A 24,520-nucleotide genomic window follows, 5' to 3' on the forward strand; every position below is an offset into this window, starting at 1 on the left:
TCTCTCACTTCAAAGTGGTATCCCAAGCCGGAATTTGGCTCTTGCCAAAATACTTTCTAAATAATTGTTTAGTTTTAGCAGTTTGATATGCTTTAACAACTTCACGATAGATCTTTTTATGTTGTGATCCCCTTTTAACCGCAATCACATTGATCCATTTTTCTGAATCTTTATTCAAAGGTTCTGTATAAATAGTCTCTTTAGCAGTTAAACCTGCTGGTTCCACAAAATCATTATTAACAATGGTGGCATCAACTGATGAAATTACTCTTGCAGTTTGAGCAGCTTCTAGTTCTTTAATCTTAAGGTGTCTAGGATTGGCACTAATATCATTAACTGTCGCTAAAACTGTATTTCTCTTCAACTTAATGAGACCTGCATTTTTTAACACAAACAAAGCACGTGATTCATTAGTTGCATCATTAGCAACTGCAATAGTACTTCCGTCTGGTAGTTGATTTAAGCTTTTGTATTTTTTGGAAAAGACTCTGTTGGGAGCTATATAAGTTTTAGCAATCGGTACAATTGCATTCCCATTGGTCTTATTCCATTGATTAAGAAAGGCATAATGTTGATAAGAATTTAAATCAATTTCACCATTTTTTAGAGCCTTATTTGGCATATTGTAGTCAGTAAATGTTTTGATCTTAATTGTGATATTGTATTTTTTCTTTGCCGTTTGAGCTACACTATGCCAAATTGCGCTTTCACCTTTAGATGGACTAGATAAACCCACAGTTACTACTTTAGTATTTGCGGCTTGCCCCGAAATCGGTGGGCCAAAACTGAACCAGCCTAAAATCAAAATAATACAGATACATGATGTAGCTATTAATCTAGCTTTAAGTTTTCTTTTTCTCATTCTCATTTTCTCCTATAAACAAAAAGCACCCATCCAAAAAGGACGAGTGCTTCGTGATGCCACCTTTACTTCATCATTTGCTCACGCAAAAGATCTTACTAACTATCTAACAATAGTTTACTTTAGTAACGAGAGTAACCCCGATGCCAACTAACTATCGCTGACATTGATCATTCTAAGCCCATCTTCGTCAACCTTGTCTTGTTGTTTTTCACCATCCAACAACTCTCTGTCAAAAACACTAATTGATTACTCTGCTTTTCAAGATCACTTTTATTAATAATTGCAATTAATTTATCATCTTATTTTAACTTTGTCAAATATAATCAGCAAAATAAATTTTGGGCTATTTTTTCTTAGTCATTAAGCCGTCCATCATTTCATAAATATGGTCGGCGTATTTTTCTAGCCGCGGATCATGCGTTACTAGAATAACGGCCTTGTCACGCTTTTTCGCTAGATCCTTAAACAATTGTCCTACTTCTTCCACATTTTGCGTATCTAGCGAAGCAGTCGGCTCATCGGCTAACAAAATATCTGGGTTAGCATATAAGGCCGTCGCGATTGCTACTCGCTGCTGTTGCCCACCAGATAATTCATTTGGATACTTATTAACCAGCTTTTCAATCCCTAGCTGCTTGAGTAAGCCTTGCAATTTATCTTGCGACAAATTATTTTGCTTTTTTACTTTATCAATCAAAGTAAATTGCTCTTTAACTGTCAAAAATGGAACTAAATTATAAGCTTGTAAAACAAAGCCAATTTTATTCAAGCGTAGTTCTCCACTTTGCTTAGCAGAAAAATTACTAATGTCTCGACCATTAATCAAAATTTCACCTGAAGTTGGTTTTTGCAAGGACCCGGCGATCGTCAAAAATGTACTTTTACCAGCGCCTGAAGGCCCCATAATTAAAACCACTTCACCCTTATTAGCCTGAAAATTGATATCTTTCAAAGCTGCAACTTTAGCTTCGCCTTTACCATAAACTTTATTAACATCTTTTAATTCAATTACTGCCATTTTACTCACCAATTGCCTTTGCTGGATCAACCTTCAAAATTGATCTAATCGGAATCAAACTACCAATAATACCCATGACTAGCATCCCTAACGTACCACTAATCATAATTGCTGGCGTAAAGGTCATTGGCACAGCTGCTGGTAAAGTTAAATCAGTTAACCACATCAAGATAATCGCAATTACAACACCAATAGCTACTAAAATTATGGATTGACTGATCGTTGCACCAACTAAAGTTTTACTTGGAATTCCTTGAGCCCGCATAACGGCAAAATTATGCATTTTTTGCATAGTTAAAATATATAGGAAAACAGCAATCACGATCAAAGAAATAACAAATAAGAATCCAATCATCAATTCAAAAGTTAAGTTTTGAGCCGTATATCCTGGAAGCTTATTAATAAAGGCTTGAATTGGGTATGTCTTGGCATCCTTATAATTGAATTTATAATTACTATTCTTTGAAACAACTGCAGAAGCGGCTACATTAGGAGCGACCATCCGCAGTTTTTTCCAAGTTTTCATTGAGCCATAAACAATTGGCGCAATATTAATCTTGGCGTTATTTACAAAACCAACAATTTTATATTTTTTCTTAGAGCCATTCAGAGAAATTTGATCCCCAAGCTTGTAGCCTTTGTCTTTGAAACTACTGTCTACTGTAATCTGATTACCATTCTTTGCTTTTTTCCCAGCAATTACATCTTGATCTTGATAAATAAACTGGTCTTTTTTGATGCCTAAGAATTGAGCTGAAATTGAGTTTTTTCCCTTTTTCTTAACTACAATTCCTAATTGACCAATAATTGCTTCATTCTTGCCAATTTTTGCGTTTTTTAGATCGTCTTTTGTCAGAATTGACTGACTCATGCTGATATTGGCATTTTTATTTAAAACAATCTTTTGCGCATTCCAATTTTCAATTGCTTGTGTATTCTGACTTGCTAACCCAACAGCCAAAGATGACAACATAAAAATTAAGTAGCTGATCAAAAAGATCATCAAAATAATCAAGCCATAGCGCAATTTTTCATGCTTAATTTCTTTCAGTGCTAGAAACATAACTACATCCCCTTTGCTAGTATGTCCAGGCTCTTCTTATAGCGCGCCAAGTTCTTTTCCTGATTTTCGGGATCTGATAAGCATAAGTTGATAACTTCATGACTAAGTACCATGGCACTCCACAATTGTGGCCCCATATTCAACAATTGTCTTGAATAAATTTTGAAATTATCTGGTATCAAGTACTCATTTTGCAACATATGCAATTTCATCATTGGTTCATATTTACTGTATTGAACTTTATCAATAAACTTAACTACTCTTGCATAAAAATGATTAGGATCAAATTTTTCATCAGGACTCATCCCAGCATGAATGTCTTTAATAGCGATGTGATACATATAAACATATGCATCAATTAAATCATCAAAATATTTATAAAATGCTCCTCGAGCAATGTTGGCATTCTCAACAATATGTGACACCTTAGCATCTGCTAACGGATAAGTGCTGAATTCTTCTAACAACACCGCTTCAATACGTCTACGTTTAGCAGACGGTAAATTTTTAAAAGTTTGCTTAACCATTTTGTTTTTCCCCTTTTCCAACACAAATGACGACTTGTCATCAATTACTTATATCATAGCTGATTGTGACGAGTTGTCAATACATATACACAAAAAAAGAAGGCCTCTGCCTTCCTTCTCTAAACTAAAACTCGATTATAGTAGTACAACCTAGCAACACCATCACGGACGCTAAATTTACTTAATGCACAATTATTTGGCGTATCTATCTTGTCCATGTCGCCATTACTCAAATAATGAGCTGCCATCATTCGAATCAAACGACCATGTGCCACTACTAATACCTTACCTTCTGGATATTTTTGATATATTTCGTCTAAAAAGTTAGCGCAACGTGCTTCAAACTCTTCGTAGCCCTCACCATTTTTGGCATATTTTACATAGTCGCGAGTAACTTTTCCCCATGGATCAACAACATCCGGATATTCCTTAGCAATATCATCCATCTTCTTGCCGTCCCAATCACCAAAATCAAATTCCAGCAAACGTTTGTCTAAATTTAATTTCTTTTTACCTTTAGTAAAAATTTTCGCAGTCTCTACTGCTCTCTTCATTGGACTGGAATAAACAACATCAAATTTATTTTCATCAAACTTAGCGGCGGATTTTTTAGCATATTCACGACCAAATTCATTCAAGTCTGCGTCAACTTGTGCGCCCTGAATTCGATTATCTTTATTCACGTCTGTTTGTCCATGACGAATAAAAACTATTTCCATTTTTTACATCACCTTTTCTTAAAATCATACCCTTATTTAACTAATCTTTCCATTTCTTTACTGTTTTTTTAGCGTTTTGAAATTTAAAAAGCTTAAAATATAAATAGATAATTAGAAAGGGGAAACATTATGTCCCGCGTTACAATTGAAAGAGATGGTCTCACCTTAGTAGGAGACCGCGAAGAACCATTCGGCGAAATCTATGACATGGCTATCCTCATGCATGGTTTTACCGCTAACCGCAACACTGAATTATTAAGACAAATTGCCGATGATCTACGCGACGAAAATGTCGCTAGCGTCCGTTTTGACTTTAATGGTCATGGCGAAAGTGACGGCAAGTTTGAAAATATGACTGTACCAAACGAAATCGCTGACGGCAAGGCAATCTTAGAATACGTTCGCACCGATCCACATGTACGTAATATTTTCTTAGTTGGTCATTCCCAAGGCGGTGTAATTGCATCAATGCTCGCCGGTCTTTATCCTGATGTGATTAAAAAAGTTGTCCTTTTAGCACCAGCTGCTCAATTAAAAGACGATGCACTTAAAGGTAACACACAAGGCGCAGTCTATGATCCTAACCATATTCCTGATACTGTTCCACTAGTCGGCAATAAATTAGGAATGAAACTAGGCGGATTTTATCTCCGAACCGCTCAAGTTTTACCGATTTACGAGGTCTCTGCCCGCTTTAGTGGCCCAGTATCAGTCATTTATGGTACTAATGACCAAGTAGTTAACCCTAAATATGCTAAAAAATACCATGATATTTATGAAAATAGCGAACTTCATGCCATTACGGATGCAGATCACAGATTCACTGGTCAATACAAAAAGTCAGCATCAGATTTAACTGCTCAATTTTTAAAACCATTATTTTAGCGCCGAGTAAAGTCGAACTCAGTACGAAAGACGTAATGATCCTTAGTACTTACGTCAGGTTCAAATTGAAATTCAAAATCATTAAAGTCCTGCAAATCTGTGGGATTTTTTATTTGCTTCTCGGCAATGTAGCGCACCATTTCACCACGAGCCATCTTAGCGTGAACCCCAACGGTCTTCCACTTATCATTTTTTAGTTCCTGAAAGTCAACCGTAATTAATTGTCGTCCTTGACTCAAATAAGGTTTAACCAAACGTGTATATTGTTTGGAAGCCAAATCGATAACTATATTATCTTCTTGAAATAAATTTTCAGCGATATCACTGCCCCAGAAATGATACAAGCTATAATCACGAAAACCAACCATTTTAGTATTTAATTCTAGGCGATATGGGCAAACACCATCAAAAGGCCGGAGCATACCATAAAATCCTGATAGAATCCGCAAATTCTTTTGAATATAGTCAAGTGCAGGTTGTGTAAATAAATCCGGCGCCATATATTGGTATTGAATTCCTGAAAAAGCCAAAATTGCAGGAGTTAATCGTTCATCCAAATTCATATTTTCTAGTTGCAATATGCTTTGCTTAGTCACATTTTCACTAGCATGCCAAAGGTCTTTTAACTGCTCATTTGACCTTGACTTGAGAAATCTTTCTAGAATTCGTGTCTTATCCAAGAACTGCGGTTTTGACTGAATTGGAAATGAATCACGATCAATTTTCATAATTTTTGCAGGTGCAATAATAATTTTCATTTTTAGATTTTGTTCCTTTACGGTAAACTTAAATTGTGATTAATAAGGAGGAAAAATAATGAATCCTGATTTTGCAATTGTCTTAAATTATCAACTTAATGATAAGGCTGATGCCGACTTTTTAGTAAAAACAGCCCGTAATATCGGTGCTCGTGCAGTGATGACTGACAGGCAAACTGAAGATTTCAAAACAGCTTGCGCTAAGTATACTATTTTTTTAGCTAATCCAGAAAATAGTACTGACTTAACTAAGGATAACGTCATTGATACCATGGTCAATAACCGTAAAGCTGGTAAGACTACAATTATTAATGTGCCCGTTGAAGCAGGCAAGTTTTCTGCCGCAACTCAAGCAATGCTGGATACGATCAATGATTGGATGCACCAATTCGGTCACGCCTTCAACGAAGGAAAAACTAGTGCTTTAACCAGTAGCGATGGTTTTATTTTAGAAAATCGCCATGCAAATTACCAAAAATATGTCTTCTTACCTAGTCCTCTTCCTGACAAAATCGTGGTAGAAGGCCTAGTCGAAGAACCTAACCGGGTAGAATGGATTGAACATCGAACTGATCTTGATTTTAACTATAAGGATCAAAAATTAACTATTAACTTAGTCAAACCAGATGATGAGTTTGCTTGGCAAGTGTTGCGAATTCAAGCCCACCGACCTGAAGATGACATTTTAGAAACGAAATTTTAGTAAAAAGGCGTTCTTTGTAGCAGAACGCCTTTTTACAATCTTATGTAATTGCTATTTCTAGTTTCAAAAAAATTTATTCTTGCTTAAGCTTTAACTACTGAACCATTATCAAAAAATTCTCTAAAACGACGTGCTTCTTTATCCAGAGTAATTTCATCATTAACTTGCGATAACTTATAGCCAACAAAATAAGGTGGCGCTTCAAAACGTGTAATATATTTAGCACAAATACCGTCATCATTACGCGGATAAAAGAATAGATTATAAGAATCGCAGCGGCCATTATACATGATATTTAACAAATACTTGGCACCACTTTGAATCCAGTCAGCCCACAAGTCAATGCTATTTTTATCTAACAAGTTAATATTGAGCTCACTGTAGCCTTGAACGGGGTGTTCAGCAATGTTAACTTCTACCCCACTTTTTTCAAAAAGGGTCTCACCTTCAAAATTATTCGGGTGAATATATTTATAGCCATCTTCATGTTCAAAGCCAACTATCTGCATATGCGGGTGAATCAAGGAACCACCTGAATGTGGACCATAGTTCTTGTACCAAACAATTGACTCATATTGGTCACTAGCCTGCATTTTTTCAAAACAAGCTAGCGCAAAATGCATCAACTTGCGATTATGTTCCTGCGTATAAGTACTAATATCGCCGTTATGATCACTAGATTCAATTAGTACAGTCTGCCAGGTATCGCGCAAGGTCGGGAACTTATTCTTAAGCCAAATCATGTCATCTTCCTTGGCGTAAATATCAGTTAAATTTTCAACATCACAAAATGGGCAAACGTTTTTCTTCTTATCCTTACGATATGATTGCGGTTTGCCTTTAGCAATGCTCATTTGAAAAACAAGTGGATCATTAGTCATATTTATTCCTTTTTTTATTTAAAATAGTTTAAAGTCTAATGGGTAAAGTTTTACTATAATGTAAAATATTTTGTAGCTTTACTAGCATAAAAATACTTGTTATACTGTGTCAAAACAAACGTTTATTCGAAATTTACTAAGAGATGGGTTTTAATAATGCAATCTAGAACAGAAATGAGAAAACGAAATAATCGCAACAACCTCTATCTTATTATTATTGGCATAATTGTCGTAATTGCAATTATTTGTGGCTTTATCATTCATAATCAAAGAGTGGCTGCTGAACGTAGCCAGCGTGAATATGCTTCTACCCACTTCAACCCTAATGTAACAATTTATGGTGTGCAAGTAGGCAAGCTTACTGTTAACAAGGCGACTGCTAAGATCAATAAACAAGCTGATAATGTCGTCTTTTTAAGAAATAAAAAGATTATTGCTGAAAAAGACGACAAGGTTCAAACTATCAGCCAAGCTGAAGTTAAAAATATTTTCACTAAGCAGCATACTGATTTGCCAAGCAAACAAAAATACGTTTTCAAATCCGCCAAAATAGATGAAGCAAAAAAGAGTTTGCAAAAAATACAAAATGCTGTAGTCACCTATAAGATCAATGGCCAGGAATTCAAGCTAAAAGCTGATGACCTAATTCACGAAGTTACTTACAAAGGTGGTAAATATAAATTCACCGATGTAAAAAAACTGCATGCTAAAATGGAAGCGATCGATCAAGAAGTTAAAACTCTAAAGAAGAGTTATAAATTTACTGTTCCTACTGGTAACAAAGTCAATGGCAAAACGATTACGGTAAAAAACGAAAGCTATGGTTGGGGAATTTATGTCAAGAAGGCTGTGGCTGCAGTAGAAAATGCTTTTATTAATGGTCAAGATGTTGTTGATGGTAGTAAGTATATTTATGGCGAGGGTTATAGTACCTATGCTCATGGTTATGGCAAGAGCAATCATGGTATTGGTAAAAACTACGTCGTTGTCTCCATCAAAAATCAGGAACTATGGGTTGCCCGTAAAGGGAAAGTTGCCGTTCACTTAACTGACGTTGTCACAGGTACTGAAAATAAGAGTAACGCTACTCCTAAAGGTGTTTGGTACATCATGTACAAAGAATCACCTAGCGTATTGCGTGGTTATAACGACGATGGCTCTAAGTATGCCTCCAAAGTACAATATTGGATGCCATTTACTTTGAGCGGCTGTGGCTTACATGACGCTAGCTGGCGTAGCGATTGGAGTAAGTCAGCCTATCTTACTGGTGGCTCACATGGCTGTGTTAACATTCGTCCAGCTGAAATTAGAAGTGTTTGGAACAACGTTTTAACTAACGATGCTGTTATCGTATATTAAAAAATAAAGATTAATCGCCTACTTCAATTGAAGCGGGCGATTTTTTTGCGTAAAATTAACAGAAAAGATATAGATTTTTGAAAGGATCAAATATGTTAGTCATCGGTATTATTTGCTTGGTGGTTGCTGCCATTTCCTACTTTAAATACCTTAGTGAAAAGAACGGACAAGCTAACCAAAAACAAGCTGAAAACAAAAATGAGGCAAAATGGCAGCGCACTTTAGCCATCATTTTCCTCGTTTTCGGAATTTTATTAATTGGTTATTGGATTGCATTGCGCTAAAAAAGACGTGAATTTTCACGCCTTTTTTAAATATAATTGATTACCACATTACCCATATTAGCTCTTCCCTTTAAAACTAAGGTAGGACCGCCGCCATTGCTTTTTCCTTTAACTATTACATTACCAAGGCTAATGCTTAATTGATTATCAATCTGCCATGATAAGGGAACGTAGAGATTTACATTTCCCATTGAAGCAGTTAGATTAAGCACGACTGTATCACCTGCTGCTTTAGCATCATCAAGATAGATATTGGCATTACCGAATGAAGCTTCAAGATTAATTGACTGTAAATTTTGTGAATGAATATAACGTGAAGAATCGCCAGCCATCTTTTGATTAATTACGATATTGTCACCATCTTCAATCACATCTTGAACATGATGATGTGTTACTTTTGTCTCTGTATCAGCATCGTCACTATCATCGTCATCATTCCAATGAAAGCTCTTCTTGATAACAATTTCCGGATCTTTTTTAAAAAGCAAGCTCAATCCCATTGAAACAAGCAAAGCAATGAACAAAATCATCCAAGAGGATAAGAACTTTTTAATGCCCAGGGGACCTGCATAAGTAATTACTAAAAAAGCAATTGAGAAAACGGACACCACAATGCTCTTATCAAGCAAGCCCTTAATTAAGCAAGCCACAAAAATGACTGTCAAAATAATTGTCCAAACGCTAATTTTGAAGCTTAACAAGCCTAATTGACTGATCACCAAAAGCGCAGCTGCAGCGATTAGTCCTACTCCCCACAAAATTCTTGCAAAACTATTTTTCATTATAAAGACCTTCTTTCATCTAAGCGTGTGCGTAATTCTTTGTAGTATCGACGGGATGCATATACAGTTTTATAAGTATCATGAAACTGTATCTTGCAATCTGAAATCGACCGAGTTAAACCATAAATTTGATCTAAATTAATAATTGTCGATTTGGAAATCCGCATGAAACCTGCGCCCAAAATATTTTCTAACTCATACAATTTATGTTTAACCAAGTATGCCTTATCTTGTGTATGCAAAATTACCTGCTTGGCATCTGTTTCAAAAAACAAAATCTCGTTCAGTGGTAAGTAGTAAGAAACATTGTTTCTAAAACATTCAATCTGATCATTGTGTTCAATACCTTGTAATTTCTTATAAAGCTGCTCTATTTCCGGAGAAATATTTTTAGCTTTAATAATCAGTTCATCTTCTACGGCATCTGGATCAATCTCAAGTTTTACTTTCATGTTTCTCACTCCCTTCTGAATCTGATATTTATATTAAAAAATATTTCAGATAGCTTTTCCATAGTTTTGAACTAAGTGGTAAATTTTGGCTTCTAAGTGGCAAAAAAATAAGACGACCTCTGTCGTCTTATTGCTTATTATCAATGTAAACTAGTAAAAAATGTTATCAATCCAAAAATAATTCCTGGAAAATTAGCCGTGAATAGCGGCCAATCTTTCTTTTCACCAAGAACTGCATAAAGTACCCAGATCGTGCAATTAATTGCAGCAACCAACGGCTGAACCGGATTACCATAATTTCCGTTCAAATTATTAATAATTTGCGGAATATATGAAACATACATCAGTACAGATAATACCGACTCAATACGTCCAATAGTCAAAACAGTTTTTCGGTCTAATCCTTTGAATTTTTCAACAAATCGCTCCTTTATGCTTCATTATGAGAAAAGCTAGAGTCGATTGCAAAAATCATACTTTAGTGGACACCTTCCATTAGCACATTAATTCTCTTAACTAAAAAGAACATTATTACCGCAAAGGCTACACTGACCAAACCAACAGCCATGAAATATTGTACTTCAGTGGCAGTTGAATAGAACTTAACAATTTGTGCATTCACTGCTTGTCCAGTTGCATCAGCCATGAACCACATACTCATCATTTGCGAACGATATGCATTAGGGGCCAGCTTGGTCGTAATTGATAAACCAATTGGTGAAATCAACATTTCAGCAATTTCAACTAAGAACCATGAACCAACTAGCCAAAATGGACTAACCTTGCCTGCTGTACCATAAAGCATCCCTGGCAAAGCCATCCACATATAAGATAGACCAGCAAAAACTAGCCCTGCTGCAAACTTGCCTGGAGCTGTTGGCTGCTTTTTCCAATGTTCCCAAAGCCAAACGAAGATTGGCGTTAAAATCATAATGAATAATGGGTTAAGGGACTGAAAGTTGGCTGCTGTAAAGTGCCAATTACCAATATGAAGCACGGTTCTTTGAGCGGCAAACAGAGCTAAAACTACTGAGCCTGATTCTTCAATGCCCCAGAAGATAGCTGCAGCAAAGAACAATGGAATGTAAGCCTTAACTCGTGAACGCTCAACCTTAGTTACTTTTGAACTACGTAGCATCATCACAAAGTAATAAATTGGCAGTGCAATTGCTAAAATAGTCAATAAAGTAATGACATTGTCAACGTTCAATTGACCAAAGCCGGCCATTGCAGCTAATACAAGGGCAATCACCACGAACCCAATAACTACCCACTTAATAATATTAAGCAAGTCACCCTTATCAATAGGATCATTAGGCGTCAAACTTTCAGGAGAAAGGTATTTTTTACCACCCCAAACATATTGCACTAAGCCAAAGAACATCCCGATTGCAGCTAAAGAAAAGCCGGCATGGAAGTTCATTTCATTACCAAAAATATGAAAGCCAAAACTTTGTGCTGCCCATGGAACTAACCAAGGTGCAAGAAATGATCCTAAGTTAATCCCAAAGACAAAGATGCTAAAACCCGCATCTCTTCTGCGATCTTCAACTGAATAAAGACCACCAACCATGTCAGATACATTTGGCTTTAATAAACCAGTACCAACCACAATTAAGGCAATTGAAGCATATAACGCCGTTACACCAGCTGGAAGTGCCAAGACAATGTGACCTAACATGATCAAAACGCCGCCATAAAAGACGGTTTTTCTTGAACCCCAAACACGATCAGACAGCCAGCCGCCAACTAGGGTTGATAAATAAACAAGTGAACCATAGATTGACATGATTGATGCAGCCGTTGTTTGGTCCATTCCCAGACCACCTTTGGTGACTGCATAATACATGTAGAAAAGCAGGATGGCGCGCATTCCGTAGTAACTGAAGCGCTCCCACATTTCAGTAAAGAATAACGTGGACAAACCCTTTGGTTGTCCGAAAAATGCTGTATTTGAATCTTGTTTCCCCAAATAAAAACTCCCTTCTTATCATAGATAAGCACAATAGAAATAATTATACCACGAAAAAATAAGGATCCACTTTTTACAGTGAATCCTTATTTATTAGGTAATTATTGCTTCAAATTAATTGATTGCCTTAGCAACTGCGTTGTTAACAGCCACTTTTTCAGCTTCGATCAAGTCAACTTTACCTTCAATAACTTTAATATCCATCTTAATTTCACGACTAAGAAGTGGAATATTTACCTTTGGTTCAAAGAATTCTTTAAATTCTTTAAGTCTAGTCGGAGTATGGAAGACGCGAGTAGTTACTGTGATGAATGTTGTAAATTCCATGTCACCACCGACAGTCTTATCAAGCCAATCCCAATCTTCTCTAATCCAGTCCCAGGCTGCTTGTTGACCATGATGGTTGCTGAGCAAACCAGCATACCAGCCACGCAAGTCTTGTGGTTTAATTACGTCAGCATTTTCAAAATTATCAACAATTAACGCAACTTCGGCCGGATCAATCGTACTAGTAATTGCGCTACGAAGATCAACTTTGTATGAAGGATCAGCAGTTCTTTGGTATTCCTTGATTAGGTTTTCGATTAGGTTGTGGCTACCAAAGTTCTTTACTTCATTGATTAAAACATACGGACGAACATCAGCATTCATTGCTTCTAAATTGTCTTCATTAGCAGTGAAAATCTCATGAGCTGTTTTAATTGAGTCTTTATTTTCAGCGTAAAGACTAGCACTTAATTCATATGGACGAATTTGTGCATCTTCATCGCTTTCACCTGGCTTAACTTTCCAGCCCAAACGAGCAACTTGACCGGCGGATAACTTGTCATAAAGCTTCTTTAAGTCCTTTTCTTGAGCTGATTCAGGTTCAACAAATTGGCGCAACTTAGCAGCAGTAGCGTAAAGAGCATTAATAACTACACTTGACTTCGAGTCAGCAAATTTAGTCAAAAGTGGCACAACAGCAGCATAAGAAATTTGTTTACCTTCTGCTAAAAGACGTAAGTCTTGCAATAATTGCAATTTGGCAATTGGATCAAGTTCATCAACATGAGCCAAAATATCATCAAGCAAAGTCTTGTCATACTTAACGATAAAGTGTGAGTTGTTACCTACATTAATTCTAAGTGGGTGACCTGCTTCACTACGTAAATTCTTGTAGTAACCTAAGTCGATTTCCTTATCAGACATAATCTTAGGTGCCTTGAAGTTAGCATTCAACGGAATTTGCCATTGTCTACCAACGTCTTTACCTTCACCAATGAAGAATTGTTGTTGTGAAAGCTTTAAGTGACCATCGCTACTATCAACATATGCACTAACTACTGGATAACCTGGTTGCTTTAACCATGAGTGCATAATCTTGCCAATATCAAGGTCAGTTGCGGTTGAAAGAGCATCCCAAAGATCGTCACCAGTGGCATTACCAAACTTGTGGTGATCAAAGTAATACTTCAAGCCTTTTCTTAAGGCATCGTCACCAAGAAGTGAACGAACCATAACTAGCATTCTAGAACCCTTAGCATAAACAATGGCACTGTCAAAGGCAGAGTCAATATCTGCTGGATCATTGATTTCCATTTGAATTGGTTGAACACCGTCAGTAGCATCTCTAGTCAAAGCTGCAGGTGCTTCACTGGTTTGGAACATTTCCCAAATATGCCAATCAGGTTCTAGACCATCAACTGACAAGTATTCCATCATGTTAGCAAAACTTTCGTTAAGCCATAAATTATCCCACCATTTCATGGTTACTAAATCACCAAACCATTGGTGAGCCAATTCGTGAGTAATAACTGTAGCAACCAATTTCTTCATTTCAAGGCTAGTATTGTCTGGATCAAGCAATAAATATGCTTCACGGTAAGTTACTAACCCCCAGTTTTCCATGGCACCAGCACTGAAATCTGGCAAAGCCAATTGCAATGATTGTGGAAGTGGGTATTTAGTTTGGTAAAATTCTTCGTAAAACTCAATTGCATTCTTAGCAACATCCAAAGCAAAGTCTAATTCCTTAGGCTTGTGGGCCTTAGTTGCATAAACACCAATTAAGACGCCATCCTTAGTGTGAGTAGTCTTTGATTGCAAATCACCAAAGGCAAAGGCAACCAAGTAACTAGACATGCGAACAGTTTCTTCAAAGTGGTGGTAGCCGTCCTTGTCCACTTCAACCTCAGGCATATTGGCAAGAGCAACTTCGCCATCTTCTTCATCCCACTTAAGCGCAAGACTAAAAGTAGCCTTAGCTTCTGGTTCATCAACACATGGAAAAGCTTGACGAGCAAAAGTAGTTTCAAATTGGGTACCAATAATTTGCTTCTTCTTACCTTCTAACTCGTAGTATGAAGGATAAATACCCATCATAGTATCAGTAAGTGGTGCACTATAAGCAATTTCAATTACAGCCTTGCTGTTTACACCAGTTGAAATTTTGATAGCTTCCTCTTTTTCAAGTACTTCAAAATCTACCTTTTTACCATCAACCTTAACGCTGTCAATGGTCATATATTTTTGGTTAATAAATACTGGATTTTCAATTACTTCACCGGTAATTGTTGAAGTACCATTAATTTCTTTTTGTTTACGGTTTACGTTAATGCGCAAATCATAGTGTTCTGGATGGAAAGTTTCATAAAAACGTTTAACTGTCATTTTTTACCTCCTATTAATAGCTCATTTACTTTTAATTCTACCAAAATAAAGAAAAAAGCGCTCAAAAAAGGCTATTTCTTATTGATTGTAAGGATGACGTTTCAGTTCTGTAACATTGCTGTCATATTGAGCTTGTACTATAGAAGCATAGTCATTAAGAAATAAATAAGTTTTGAAAGAATTAATTAAATTTAATAAGGAATGAATACATCAATGAATAAACATGTTAAATCTACTTTAGTAAAAATCTTAGCTGCCTTAGCACTTGCCTTTGCTTGTGTTGCAGTTGCAAATGCTTTTTCTACCAATACTTCAACTACTCAAACTGTTCAAGCTGCAAGAAAGCTTTCAAAAGCTGAAAAAGCTGCTAAGAGATGGATCGCAATGCGCGAATCAGGTGGTAGCTACACTGCTAGAAACGGTGTTTGTTACGGCAAATACCAATTAAACATTGGCTACTTACATGGTAACCTTTCACCTAAGAACCAAGAACGTGTTGCTGATAATTACGTTTACGGTCGTTACGGTTCATGGGTTAACGCCAAGAGATTTTGGTTAGCTCACAACTGGTACTAAAATTAAATTCCTTTAATTCCCAAAAGCTAAAGAAAACCAGCTTAGTCCAATTGACTAAACTGGTTTTTGTTTTACTCAAAATTATCTTGCTTGATAAAACGATAAAGTGCAATGACTAAAACTAAGATCGAGCACGCCATCCCTACATAGGCCATTGTTCCAATGTGGACAGCATTGTTAGCAGCCTCACGGGCTACTTGATTTTCCATTGCATAGCCCACAACCCATTTACGCATTAATACCGGCGTCAAGACAAAACTAACTGTACTAATAATTGAAGTCACTAACGCTACATTACGCGAATATGGTTCTTTAAAGAACTGTGCTAATACGCAGAATGCTGGAGCAATCATCAATAGCAAGATCCACATAATAATCCAGCGCCCAGAACTTGAATTCATCATCTGCGCACTATTAGTGGCATAACGATATGAGCTCCAAAGCGATCCACCAGATAAGGTATTAAGCAAACTCAAGAAATAAGATCCACGTTGTCCATAAACACCACCATTATTGGACAGAATACCTTGAACAAGTTGGAAACTATCAGTTGATCCAGCCGATGAAAAATCGACCGACACAACTTGCTTCATATAAGTAGCTAAAAACATGGTAACTGAGCCACCTAATTCTAGTGCTCTTAACATGCTTAATTTTCTTGAAGCTTTCAGATGAAATTCCAGACTTAAAACTCGATCAGGATGGTGACTGTGACCAATGATAAAAATCCCTGCAATGACGATCAAGGCTAAGATAACCAATCCCCACCAGAATTTAATCATGGCGAAAAATAAGGCTAAAACAATAATCGCAACCGAAATATATGGTCGGTCAGAAAAAATATTCCAAAAGTTCAACTTAACATGATGGTAATTTTCCCTTGATGCATTTGCGACATTTTGATTAATAATCGGCTGAGGATTACTAATTTTTCTGCTGCGAAATTCTTCACGTGTTGTTGCTCTTGTCTTAGTATAATTGGTCCGTGAACGATCTGCGCCGGCTTGACCGTGCTCTTTTTTCATGCGATATTCACGCCGCGACATATGTGCCATAAACTGCAGCCCCCTTCTCAAAGCACTATAGTAGCACATTATCACTTTTTTGCTTGAATTAAGAATGAAATTTCAGAGAAAATTTAGCTTTGTTTTGCATGTGCTAAAATGAATATTAATAATTGTGCTTTTTTTTAGAAAGAGATGACTTTTTGACTAAAACTAAATCAGCAAAACTGCCAGCTGGTTGGCATATGGCCTTTTACACCTTATGGCTCGGTTGCTTTATCACTGGGATGGGCTATTCAATGACAATGCCCTTTATTTCACTATTTATTTCAGATTTGGGTAATTATTCTAAACTGCAAATCAATCTTTATTCAGGATTAGCTTTTGCAATGACTTTTATTGCCCAGGCAATAGTTTCACCATATTGGGGCGGCCTCGCTGATCGCAAAGGTAGAAAACTAATGTGTATGCGTGCTTCTGGTGTGATGGCTTTAACTATTACCCTAACTGGATTTGCACCCAATGCAATTTATATTATTGTAATGCGTTTTATTCAAGGTTCTTTTTCTGGTTATATTAACAACGCCACCGCTTTAATGGCAAGTGAAACGCCGCATGAACGTAGCGGCTGGGTCATGAGTCAAATGATGACGGCCGGGACTGCCGGAAATTTGATTGGACCGCTATTAGGTGGTGCTCTCTCCAGCTTCTTTGGCAATATGTTTGGTGGCGCCTGGGGGTATCGGATTCCATTCTTCATTACCGGTGTTTTAATGTTCATCGTCTTTTTAGGTACAACGTTCTTAGTTCACGAAGACTTTACTCCAATTTCTCGTGAAAAGATGAAGCCAATGGGCGAAATCATGAAAAGCTTGCCTAGCGTAAAATTGATTGTGGTGATGTTTATTACTACCATGTTGGTACAATCATCAACCATGTCAATTGATCCAATTGTTTCATTATACGTAAAATCAATGATGCCTCATGGCGGGGATGTTGCCTTTGTTGCAGGTGTTGTTGCGGCAACGCCTGGTCTTGGAACGCTAATTGCGGCATCGCGAATTGGACACAAGATGGATGAAGTTGGACCGTTACGCGTATTGCGAATCGGCTTAGTCGTCGGTGCCGTATTGTTTGTACCAATGGCTTTAACTAATTCGCCTTGGGTACTAGCAGGACTGCGCTTCTTATTAGGGATTGCTAGTGCAGGGATGTTGCCAGCCGCACAGACGGTATTAACTTTAAACACACCAAGCGAAAGTTTCGGTCGAATCTTTAGTTATAACCAGTCATTTCAAGCAGTTGGTGCCGTGTTAGGATCGTTAATGGGATCGACTATTTCCGGTTTTTCAAATTATGCAACGGTATTCTGGGTAACTGGATTTACGTTACTGGTCAACTTTGTGCTTGTTTTGATTTTTGCTTGGGGAATTTCTTATCGGAATAGATAGGTTAAGCATATTCCTAAAGTATGGAATTTAAAAATGGAATAAAAGAGCTGTAAATATCACACAAAAAATATTTACAGCTCTTTATTATTTTCAATTTTTTACGCTACCATCTTTTCATAAATGCGATACATCCGATTATCATAAGCGCACATTGAAATGTCCAACTTATAACCTGAATTTTCTTTCTGCCACTTTTCAATCGCGTCAACTGCGATCTTAGTTGCATCTTCTGCAGGATAGCCATACACCCCCGTAGAAATAGCTGAAAAAATTACGCTATGCAATCCCGCTTTCTTTGCCAAAGCCAGTGAATTATAGTAGCAAGAAGCTAGCATATGTGCATCACTAGTCTTGCCAGCATAAACTGGGCCTACTGTATGAATTACATATTTCGCAGGTAAATTATAGCCATGTGTTATCCTTGCTTCACCTGTTGGACAACCATGCAAAGTCATGCATTCCTCAAGTAACCGTGGACCAGCTGCTCTATGAATGGCACCATCAACGCCGCCACCACCAAGTAATGAATTATTAGCCGCATTAACGATCGCGTCGGCTTTCATCTTAGTAATATCGCCTTTAATAATTTTTATGTCTTTCATAATTATGTCCTTAGAAATAACCAACATTTCTTTCTACCACCATTCTAACACCAATAATATTGGTTTGATCCAAAAAAGAATACAAAGCATCCCGTTATTTTTATATTACGAACTTGAATTGATTTCTATATTTAGTATCCTAATATTAAGTTTAGCGTTATAGGAGCAACGAAATGAAAATTCTACGACGCAGTTTATGCATCATTTCGATCATCTTATTTTCTTTTGCTTTAAGCATTCTCATTCCTAGTGTTCAAGCTAGCAAAATAGTTTTAGATGATCTCATCATATTTTTATATTTAATTGGAATCGTAATTCTGGGCATTCTGTTGTTGTCTAACAAATTTGATTACCTATCGTTTAGTCTGAGTATAATTCTGCTGCTCACAACTAGCATTGCTTGGATCAGATTCCCAATGATTAGCATTATTTATACTTTTTTTATAGCTTATCTGAGTATATGCTTACTAACAATTTTTATTGCTAAAAGGATTAAGAAATAAGTCACTATGTTTTCTAAGAAAGAACTAAAAATCATCAATAACGCATTAATTATTATCTATTTGCTTTCAGTCGGCCCAACATTCATCTTCGGTTTTACTAAATCAAATGATTTCACAAGTACTTTCTTTTTAATTGCAAATATCATTTTAGTTTGTTTATTCATTATCATTGCTATCAGAATTGCTAAAATCAATTTCAGGCTAAAGACACAATATTATCTACTAGGCTTCATCACTCTTATTTCAATAATAGAACTAGCCTACCCTGGACTGACATTAAATGAGCGCATTAGCAATTATTTTACTATTGGCAATATTATTCTAAGCTTGCTGACTATTAAAATTTCAAAGAAATTAGTTTAAATATAGGACACAAAATGAAATATCTGAAAACACCAAGATTAATTAACAGCATTTTGATTACTTGGCTCAGCATCTATCCCCTCCTTACAATTTTTATAATCGAAGGTGAAGTTCATACTATTCCAGCCATAGTAGTGGCCCAACTAACATTTTGGCTATTAGTTTTGTTAATTATCAGTAGTTATTTTCTTCCTGAATTGTCAAATTAAGTGCAACAGTTAGGCTATGAGGAAATATATTGCTTGAAGAGTTCTTCTGCTGTGTGATATTGAAGGATTCGACGATGTTTGCGGTTAATGGCATCAGTTGCCTGTTGAACATAAGCAGCTGACTTATCTTTCATGCTTTTGCCTTTAGGGAAGAATTGACGCAGAAGTCCATTGCAGTTCTCATTGGTGCCTCTTTCCCATGGAGAATATGGGTGGGCGAAGTAGATCTGGCAGCCTTTGATCTTGGTCATATCCGCAAACTCAGAGCCATTGTCAAACGTGATCGATTTAAACCAGGCAGGATGTCTGTCAATCTCATTTTGAAGCAGCCTTTGGCATGTGCTTGCCCGATAGTCAGGAATCTTGATAACTACTTCAAAGCGTGTGGTTCTTTCGGTCAAAGTCATTAAAGCAGGCTGATTCTTGCGTCTGACGCCTTTAACCAGATCTCCTTCCCAGTGCAGCGGCGTTTTTCTGTCTTCAATCTCTTTAGGACGCTGTTCAATGGAATTGCCAAGATTCTTCTTGTGCAAAGCATGACCGCTCTGGCCGTGATGACGCTTGTTCCTGCGTCTTTTGAGCTTCATAGGCAGATCAATATTGCTTATGTCCAGCAAGCCCTGATCAATATAGCGATAGACAGTTGGTGTGCTGGGACAAGGGTAGCCTGGCATAGTCCTTTTGAATTCACCAACGAATTCATCGATGCTGGTGGCATCAAATTTAGCTTTGAAGCGTCTGGAGAGCATTCTCAAAAAGACAGCATAATGCTTCAATGGATTGCGCTGATAGCAGTTTTTGCGACGCTTCTCATAATAAAGCTGTGCAGTATCAGCGTAATAGTGCTCATACAATAAATAGCTGCTGTCTCTTTGCAGGACGCTTCCGCGTTTGATTTCGCGACTGATTGTCGACTTATGGCAGCCGACTTCTTGAGCGATAACAGTACGGGAAGTTATGCCGGAATCCAGCATTGCTTGAATTTGTCCACGTTGTACGCTGGTTAATTGATGATAGTGCTTAGAAATGCTAGAATTTGAATTGGTCATGAAGATCTTCCTTTCTTGATTTTTCGTCACTTCAAGTTTAGGTCTTCATGGCCTTTTTGTTTAACACTTGGTGTTGCACTTCAATTTTAAATCCGGGGTAGTTATTTTCTTACTAAAATTAATATTTACTTTGTTACTCTACTTAGCATTTTAAATATCACACTAAAATTTGGCTACCAACTATTTTTGCCATACTTTTAGGAATTGTAGAATTCTTACTGCTTTAATTTTCTCTCCATGCAAAAACGCCTTGCCCGAAAGCAAAGCGTTTTTTAGCATAAGCAATTTTTGATTAACCCTTATCTGCACCTGCAGTAATTCCGTTAACGTAGAACTTCTGCATGAAAACGAACAAGATAGTAATAGGGATAGCGATGATTACACACCCTGCAACGAATTGAGCGAAGTATGCAGTCGCGTTACCTTTAGCTGTGTGCACCATGTTATACAAACCATAAGCAACTGTATAAGTCTTAGCATTTCCTGAGGTTGAAAGAATAATACCTGAGAAAATGAAGTCTGTCCATGGAGCGATGAAGGCAGTCAAAGCAGTATAAACAATCATTGGCTTTGAAAGTGGCAAACCAATATGTAAGAATACTTGCCACTTAGTAGCACCGTCGATTTCGGCAGCTTCGTCGATTGACCGAGGAATAGTATCAAAGAATCCTTTAGCAACGTAGAAGCCCAAACCGGCACCACCAACATAAACTAGTAACAATCCGAAGAGGTTTAACATGTTAAGACCCTTCAAGATGTAATACAAAGCGATCATTGACATGAAGCCTGGGAACATTCCCAATACCAATGCGATCTGTAAGAATGGCTTTCTAAATGCAAAGCGAAGTCGTGACAGAACGTAGGCAACTGAAATAGTTAAGAAAGTTGAAATTACCATTGAAAGCAATGAAATAACTAAAGTATTAATGATCCAGTTACCAAATGGATATTGTGGATTAGTAAAAATCCCAATATAGTTCTGCAATGTGAATTTTTCCGGCCAGAAGGTCGAAACGAATCCAGTATCATTGAATGAAAAACTTGCTAAGACGATCCAGACAATCGGTAAAATCCATAGAATCGCTAAAACAATTAATAGGATATACCGAAAGATTAATGAGAGCCGTCTTTGATTTGAATATGACTTCATGTCTAGCCCTCCTTAAATGCATTAGTACGACGATATGCAATCAGTGAAACAGTTGCACTAATAATGAAGATTAAGATACCCAATACGGCACTGGCGTTATAACGCTGTTCCTGACCGAAGGTCAAGTTATATAACCACGTTACCAACAAGTCAGTCGATCCAGCACCGTTATACTTACTGTTCATTGGTGCACCACCTGTCAGCAAGAAGATAACATTGAAGTTGTTGATGTTACCAATAAATTGTTGGATAAGTGAAGGTGCCATCACAAATAAAATTTGTGGAAAAGTGATTGAACGGAAAATTTGTGCAGCATTAGCACCATCAATCTTAGCAGCTTCAATTTGATCTTGTGGCAAGTTTTGAATAATCGCTGTTGAAACCAACATAGAAACCGGAATACCGATCCACATGTTAACAAGAATAACGGTAATTCTTGCAACTAAAGGTGAAGCTTGATTATCAATAAAGTGAATTGGTGAACTAATCCAATGCAAGTTCATCAAGATATTGTTCAAAGCACCTTGGTAGTCCAAGAACTGCGCCATCATCAAAAGTGAAACGAATTGTGGTACAGCCCAAATGATAACAAAGATTGTTCTCCAGAATCCCTTGTGCTTGATTCCTTTTGATTCAATCAGAAGAGCGAGCAAAACACCAAAGAAGAAAGTCGTAGCAGTAGCTGCCACAGCCCAGATCAAAGTCCAGCCTAAGACTGGGAAGAAAGTACCAGCTAAGTCACCACTCAAAACATTGCCAAATGCTTGGAAGCCTGTCCATGAGAAAGCGATTGGGTGTTGACGATCATAGTTGGTAAAGGCCATTGAAATCATGAAGATCGTTGGCAAAATCGTAAAGAACAAGATACCCAATAATGGAATAACCATCAAGGTTGCGTGTAACCGAGTATCAAGCAAACTCTTAAGTTCTTCAACGTTAGTTGGAATATGGTCCCCATCACGCTTCAAAATATAATTATGTCTAGTTGAGCGTAAGTTGACAATGTATAGATAAATGATTGCTACACATAAGATCAAGGCCAATACACCGAATAACAAAATCAAAACTGAGTTTGATGGTTGCTTGGTTACATAAACGCCTTGTGCGGCATCATAAACAACTTTTTTGGTTTTAATAGTACCTAATGTAGCTAATGAATTTAAAGTAGGGATACCACTGAGGATAAACCAAACAATAAAGATAATTTCTGAAAGTAAGAATGAAATACCTTTTACCCATTGTTTGTTTGCCAAGGCGTTACTACCCATTAAGAAGAATGATAACTTGGTAGCAATGTCGCCTTTTGACCAAACCTCGCGATATGTTGCTTTAGGAGCTACATGCTTTTTCTTTAGAAACATAACTTCTCCCCTTCTTAGGCAAAAAGGTTGGACAATTTTTATTTAGCCCAACCCTTGCTTATGCTTTTAGCAAATTATTTCTTTTCAATATTCTTAGCGAGCTTAGCAAGTTGTGCCTTGTATTGTGATGGCTTAATCTTACCGTCGTAAGAACCACTGATAAGTGGAGCTGAACCGTTCCAGAATGCAGCCATTTGTGGAAGTTTAGGTTGCAATACTGAGTTACCTGGCTTAGCCATTTCAATTACAGCTTCAGCAACCGGGTCACTCTTAATAGCACTTGAGTTGACAGCGCTCTTCAATACTGGAATTTGACCAGCGTTCTTATGAGCAATTAATTGTGACTTCTTGTTAGTAATGTAAGCAGCTAAATCTGAAGCAGCCTTAGCATTCTTGGTGTTAGCATTAACTGCGAAGCCTTCAATACCAAGGAATGCTTCCATTTGTACGCTCTTACCACCAACTTCAATCTTAGGATACTTAGCAACTGCGAAGTTCTTACCCAAGATCTTCTTGATATTAGCAGCGTTCCAAGGACCGTCCAAAATAGCTTGTGCGTTACCCTTCTTCAATTGGTTCAAAGCGTTTGAAGTTTGCATTACGCTCTTGTTCTTCTTTTGAGCTGCGTACCACTTCAAAGCATTAACACCGTTTTGTGAGTTGAAAGTTGAGCCCTTAAGGTCTTCACCATTCTTACCGTAAAGTGTAGTACCTGCTGAGAACATTACTGGCCACATTACGTAAGCGTTAGTAAAGTCGGTAGCTACAACACCCTTTGAAGTTAAAGTCTTCCAGTCCTTAACGTCGTTAGCTGATAACTTAGACTTGTTGTAGTAAATGGTTTGAGCTTGTTGTGCGTATGGGAATGCGTAAACCTTGCCCTTCCAAGTTACACCCTTTGAAGCAACATCGACATAGTTGTCTTGGATATCCTTAGTTGCTGATGGTGAAAGTGGGTTAATGTAACCAGCTTCAGCCATTTGACCTAATTGATCGTTAGGAACTTCAAAGACATCAGCAGCCTTTGATGGGTCCTTACCAACGTCTGTCTTAGCGTTAGCTGAACCGTTAGGACTTTGAACTACACGAACCTTAATATTCTTGTTCTTCTTAGTAAAGTCCTTAGCAATTTGCTTGTAGTAAGGAACTTGTTCAGTATCCACCCAAAGAGTCAAGTTAGCCTTCTTGTTTGAATTACTGCTACTTGATGATGAATTACTTGAGCCGTTTGAACATGCTGCTAATGATAATGCAGCAAGAACAGCAGTACTACCTAAAGCCATTTTCTTCCAAATCTTCATGACTTTTTCCTCCTAAAAATCAAAACAATAA

Annotated in this window: 25 protein-coding genes; 7 read left to right on the forward strand and 18 right to left on the reverse strand. The window is 37.2% G+C overall.

Translation table 11 applies throughout. From position 1 onward, the window contains the following. Positions 1 to 4 precede the first annotated feature (4 nt). The 5 genes from J6L97_RS10170 to J6L97_RS10190 all read right to left on the reverse strand — a co-directional run bounded on the left by J6L97_RS10170 (position 5) and on the right by J6L97_RS10190 (position 4,192). Positions 5 to 862 carry a MetQ/NlpA family ABC transporter substrate-binding protein gene (locus J6L97_RS10170; protein WP_057726789.1) on the reverse strand — a complete coding sequence of 286 codons (858 nt, stop codon included), beginning with the start codon at positions 860 to 862 and terminating at the stop codon, positions 5 to 7. A gap of 346 nt (positions 863 to 1,208) precedes the next feature. Further along, the gene (locus tag J6L97_RS10175; protein ID WP_005721793.1) at positions 1,209 to 1,883 is read right to left on the reverse strand and encodes an ABC transporter ATP-binding protein; all 675 of its coding nucleotides are present in this window, start codon (positions 1,881 to 1,883) and stop codon (positions 1,209 to 1,211) included. 1 nt (position 1,884) lies between these two features. Next, positions 1,885 to 2,946, reverse strand: coding sequence for an ABC transporter permease (locus tag J6L97_RS10180; RefSeq protein WP_057726788.1), 1,062 nt, complete (start codon positions 2,944 to 2,946; stop codon positions 1,885 to 1,887). A 2-nt stretch (positions 2,947 to 2,948) separates the two neighbouring features. Further along, entirely contained in the window at positions 2,949 to 3,473 is a 525-nt protein-coding gene (locus tag J6L97_RS10185) for a TetR/AcrR family transcriptional regulator (protein ID WP_013086972.1), read from the reverse strand. A gap of 119 nt (positions 3,474 to 3,592) precedes the next feature. Next, on the reverse strand, positions 3,593 to 4,192 hold the full coding sequence (locus J6L97_RS10190) for a histidine phosphatase family protein (RefSeq protein ID WP_013086973.1): 600 nt from the start codon (positions 4,190 to 4,192) through the stop codon (positions 3,593 to 3,595). A gap of 129 nt (positions 4,193 to 4,321) precedes the next feature. Here J6L97_RS10190 and J6L97_RS10195 point away from each other — a divergent pair, with 129 nt between their 5' ends. Next, complete coding sequence (locus J6L97_RS10195) at positions 4,322 to 5,077, forward strand: alpha/beta hydrolase (protein WP_013086974.1); 756 nt, start codon at positions 4,322 to 4,324, stop codon at positions 5,075 to 5,077. Here J6L97_RS10195 and yaaA read toward each other — a convergent pair. Then, a complete protein-coding gene (yaaA, locus tag J6L97_RS10200; protein ID WP_057726787.1) occupies positions 5,074 to 5,835 on the reverse strand; it encodes a peroxide stress protein YaaA in 762 nt (253 codons plus the stop codon). The genes J6L97_RS10195 and yaaA overlap by 4 nt on opposite strands. Before the next feature lie 58 nt (positions 5,836 to 5,893). Here yaaA and J6L97_RS10205 point away from each other — a divergent pair, with 58 nt between their 5' ends. After that, positions 5,894 to 6,538, forward strand: a complete 645-nt coding sequence (locus J6L97_RS10205) for a hypothetical protein (protein ID WP_005721800.1) — start codon at positions 5,894 to 5,896, stop codon at positions 6,536 to 6,538. Between the two features lie 83 nt (positions 6,539 to 6,621). Here J6L97_RS10205 and J6L97_RS10210 read toward each other — a convergent pair whose 3' ends face one another. After that, complete coding sequence (locus J6L97_RS10210) at positions 6,622 to 7,419, reverse strand: DUF4931 domain-containing protein (protein ID WP_057726786.1); 798 nt, start codon at positions 7,417 to 7,419, stop codon at positions 6,622 to 6,624. 156 nt (positions 7,420 to 7,575) lie between these two features. Between J6L97_RS10210 and J6L97_RS10215 the strand changes: the two genes are divergently transcribed. Next, the gene (locus tag J6L97_RS10215) at positions 7,576 to 8,778 is read left to right on the forward strand and encodes a L,D-transpeptidase family protein (protein ID WP_057726785.1); all 1,203 of its coding nucleotides are present in this window, start codon (positions 7,576 to 7,578) and stop codon (positions 8,776 to 8,778) included. A 92-nt stretch (positions 8,779 to 8,870) separates the two neighbouring features. Then, the gene (locus J6L97_RS10220) at positions 8,871 to 9,062 is read left to right on the forward strand and encodes a hypothetical protein (RefSeq protein WP_005720094.1); all 192 of its coding nucleotides are present in this window, start codon (positions 8,871 to 8,873) and stop codon (positions 9,060 to 9,062) included. A 26-nt stretch (positions 9,063 to 9,088) separates the two neighbouring features. Here the strand turns inward: J6L97_RS10220 and J6L97_RS10225 are convergent, their stop codons facing one another. The 5 genes from J6L97_RS10225 to J6L97_RS10245 form a co-directional block, all read right to left on the reverse strand. Continuing rightward, the gene (locus J6L97_RS10225) at positions 9,089 to 9,844 is read right to left on the reverse strand and encodes a LiaF transmembrane domain-containing protein (RefSeq protein ID WP_005720093.1); all 756 of its coding nucleotides are present in this window, start codon (positions 9,842 to 9,844) and stop codon (positions 9,089 to 9,091) included. Continuing rightward, the gene (locus J6L97_RS10230; RefSeq protein WP_005720091.1) at positions 9,844 to 10,296 is read right to left on the reverse strand and encodes a LytTR family DNA-binding domain-containing protein; all 453 of its coding nucleotides are present in this window, start codon (positions 10,294 to 10,296) and stop codon (positions 9,844 to 9,846) included. The genes J6L97_RS10225 and J6L97_RS10230 overlap by 1 nt, the downstream gene beginning before the upstream one ends. Before the next feature lie 140 nt (positions 10,297 to 10,436). Beyond that, positions 10,437 to 10,679 (reverse strand): hypothetical protein, encoded by a 243-nt coding sequence (locus J6L97_RS10235; RefSeq protein ID WP_143436824.1) that lies wholly within the window; start codon positions 10,677 to 10,679, stop codon positions 10,437 to 10,439. Between the two features lie 95 nt (positions 10,680 to 10,774). Further along, on the reverse strand, positions 10,775 to 12,268 hold the full coding sequence (locus tag J6L97_RS10240; RefSeq protein ID WP_057726784.1) for a peptide MFS transporter: 1,494 nt from the start codon (positions 12,266 to 12,268) through the stop codon (positions 10,775 to 10,777). Positions 12,269 to 12,382: 114 nt separating this feature from the next. Next, positions 12,383 to 14,920, reverse strand: a complete 2,538-nt coding sequence (locus J6L97_RS10245; protein WP_054832869.1) for a M1 family metallopeptidase — start codon at positions 14,918 to 14,920, stop codon at positions 12,383 to 12,385. A 213-nt stretch (positions 14,921 to 15,133) separates the two neighbouring features. On the opposite strand from J6L97_RS10245, the gene J6L97_RS10250 reads away from it, so the two are divergent. Continuing rightward, positions 15,134 to 15,496, forward strand: a complete 363-nt coding sequence (locus tag J6L97_RS10250) for an aggregation-promoting factor C-terminal-like domain-containing protein (protein ID WP_005726721.1) — start codon at positions 15,134 to 15,136, stop codon at positions 15,494 to 15,496. Between the two features lie 71 nt (positions 15,497 to 15,567). Here J6L97_RS10250 and J6L97_RS10255 read toward each other — a convergent pair whose 3' ends face one another. After that, complete coding sequence (locus J6L97_RS10255) at positions 15,568 to 16,551, reverse strand: hypothetical protein (protein WP_013086986.1); 984 nt, start codon at positions 16,549 to 16,551, stop codon at positions 15,568 to 15,570. Between the two features lie 152 nt (positions 16,552 to 16,703). Here J6L97_RS10255 and J6L97_RS10260 point away from each other — a divergent pair, with 152 nt between their 5' ends. Continuing rightward, positions 16,704 to 17,951 carry an MFS transporter gene (locus tag J6L97_RS10260; protein WP_054832868.1) on the forward strand — a complete coding sequence of 416 codons (1,248 nt, stop codon included), beginning with the start codon at positions 16,704 to 16,706 and terminating at the stop codon, positions 17,949 to 17,951. Between the two features lie 98 nt (positions 17,952 to 18,049). Here the strand turns inward: J6L97_RS10260 and J6L97_RS10265 are convergent, their stop codons facing one another. Continuing rightward, complete coding sequence (locus J6L97_RS10265) at positions 18,050 to 18,553, reverse strand: O-acetyl-ADP-ribose deacetylase (protein ID WP_035443773.1); 504 nt, start codon at positions 18,551 to 18,553, stop codon at positions 18,050 to 18,052. Between the two features lie 509 nt (positions 18,554 to 19,062). On the opposite strand from J6L97_RS10265, the gene J6L97_RS10270 reads away from it, so the two are divergent. Next, on the forward strand, positions 19,063 to 19,419 hold the full coding sequence (locus J6L97_RS10270; protein WP_057726782.1) for a hypothetical protein: 357 nt from the start codon (positions 19,063 to 19,065) through the stop codon (positions 19,417 to 19,419). A 223-nt stretch (positions 19,420 to 19,642) separates the two neighbouring features. Here J6L97_RS10270 and J6L97_RS10275 read toward each other — a convergent pair whose 3' ends face one another. The 4 genes from J6L97_RS10275 to J6L97_RS10290 all read right to left on the reverse strand — a co-directional run bounded on the left by J6L97_RS10275 (position 19,643) and on the right by J6L97_RS10290 (position 24,489). Further along, on the reverse strand, positions 19,643 to 20,677 hold the full coding sequence (locus J6L97_RS10275; protein ID WP_123811765.1) for an IS30 family transposase: 1,035 nt from the start codon (positions 20,675 to 20,677) through the stop codon (positions 19,643 to 19,645). Positions 20,678 to 20,969: 292 nt separating this feature from the next. Continuing rightward, positions 20,970 to 21,827, reverse strand: a complete 858-nt coding sequence (locus J6L97_RS10280; protein ID WP_005720055.1) for a sugar ABC transporter permease — start codon at positions 21,825 to 21,827, stop codon at positions 20,970 to 20,972. A 2-nt stretch (positions 21,828 to 21,829) separates the two neighbouring features. Next, positions 21,830 to 23,188 (reverse strand): carbohydrate ABC transporter permease, encoded by a 1,359-nt coding sequence (locus J6L97_RS10285; protein WP_023487722.1) that lies wholly within the window; start codon positions 23,186 to 23,188, stop codon positions 21,830 to 21,832. A 74-nt stretch (positions 23,189 to 23,262) separates the two neighbouring features. Next, positions 23,263 to 24,489, reverse strand: coding sequence for an extracellular solute-binding protein (locus tag J6L97_RS10290; RefSeq protein WP_057726963.1), 1,227 nt, complete (start codon positions 24,487 to 24,489; stop codon positions 23,263 to 23,265). Positions 24,490 to 24,520 lie beyond the last annotated feature (31 nt).

Source organism: Lactobacillus crispatus, from assembly GCF_018987235.1.
GTDB classification, from domain to species: domain Bacteria; phylum Bacillota; class Bacilli; order Lactobacillales; family Lactobacillaceae; genus Lactobacillus; species Lactobacillus crispatus.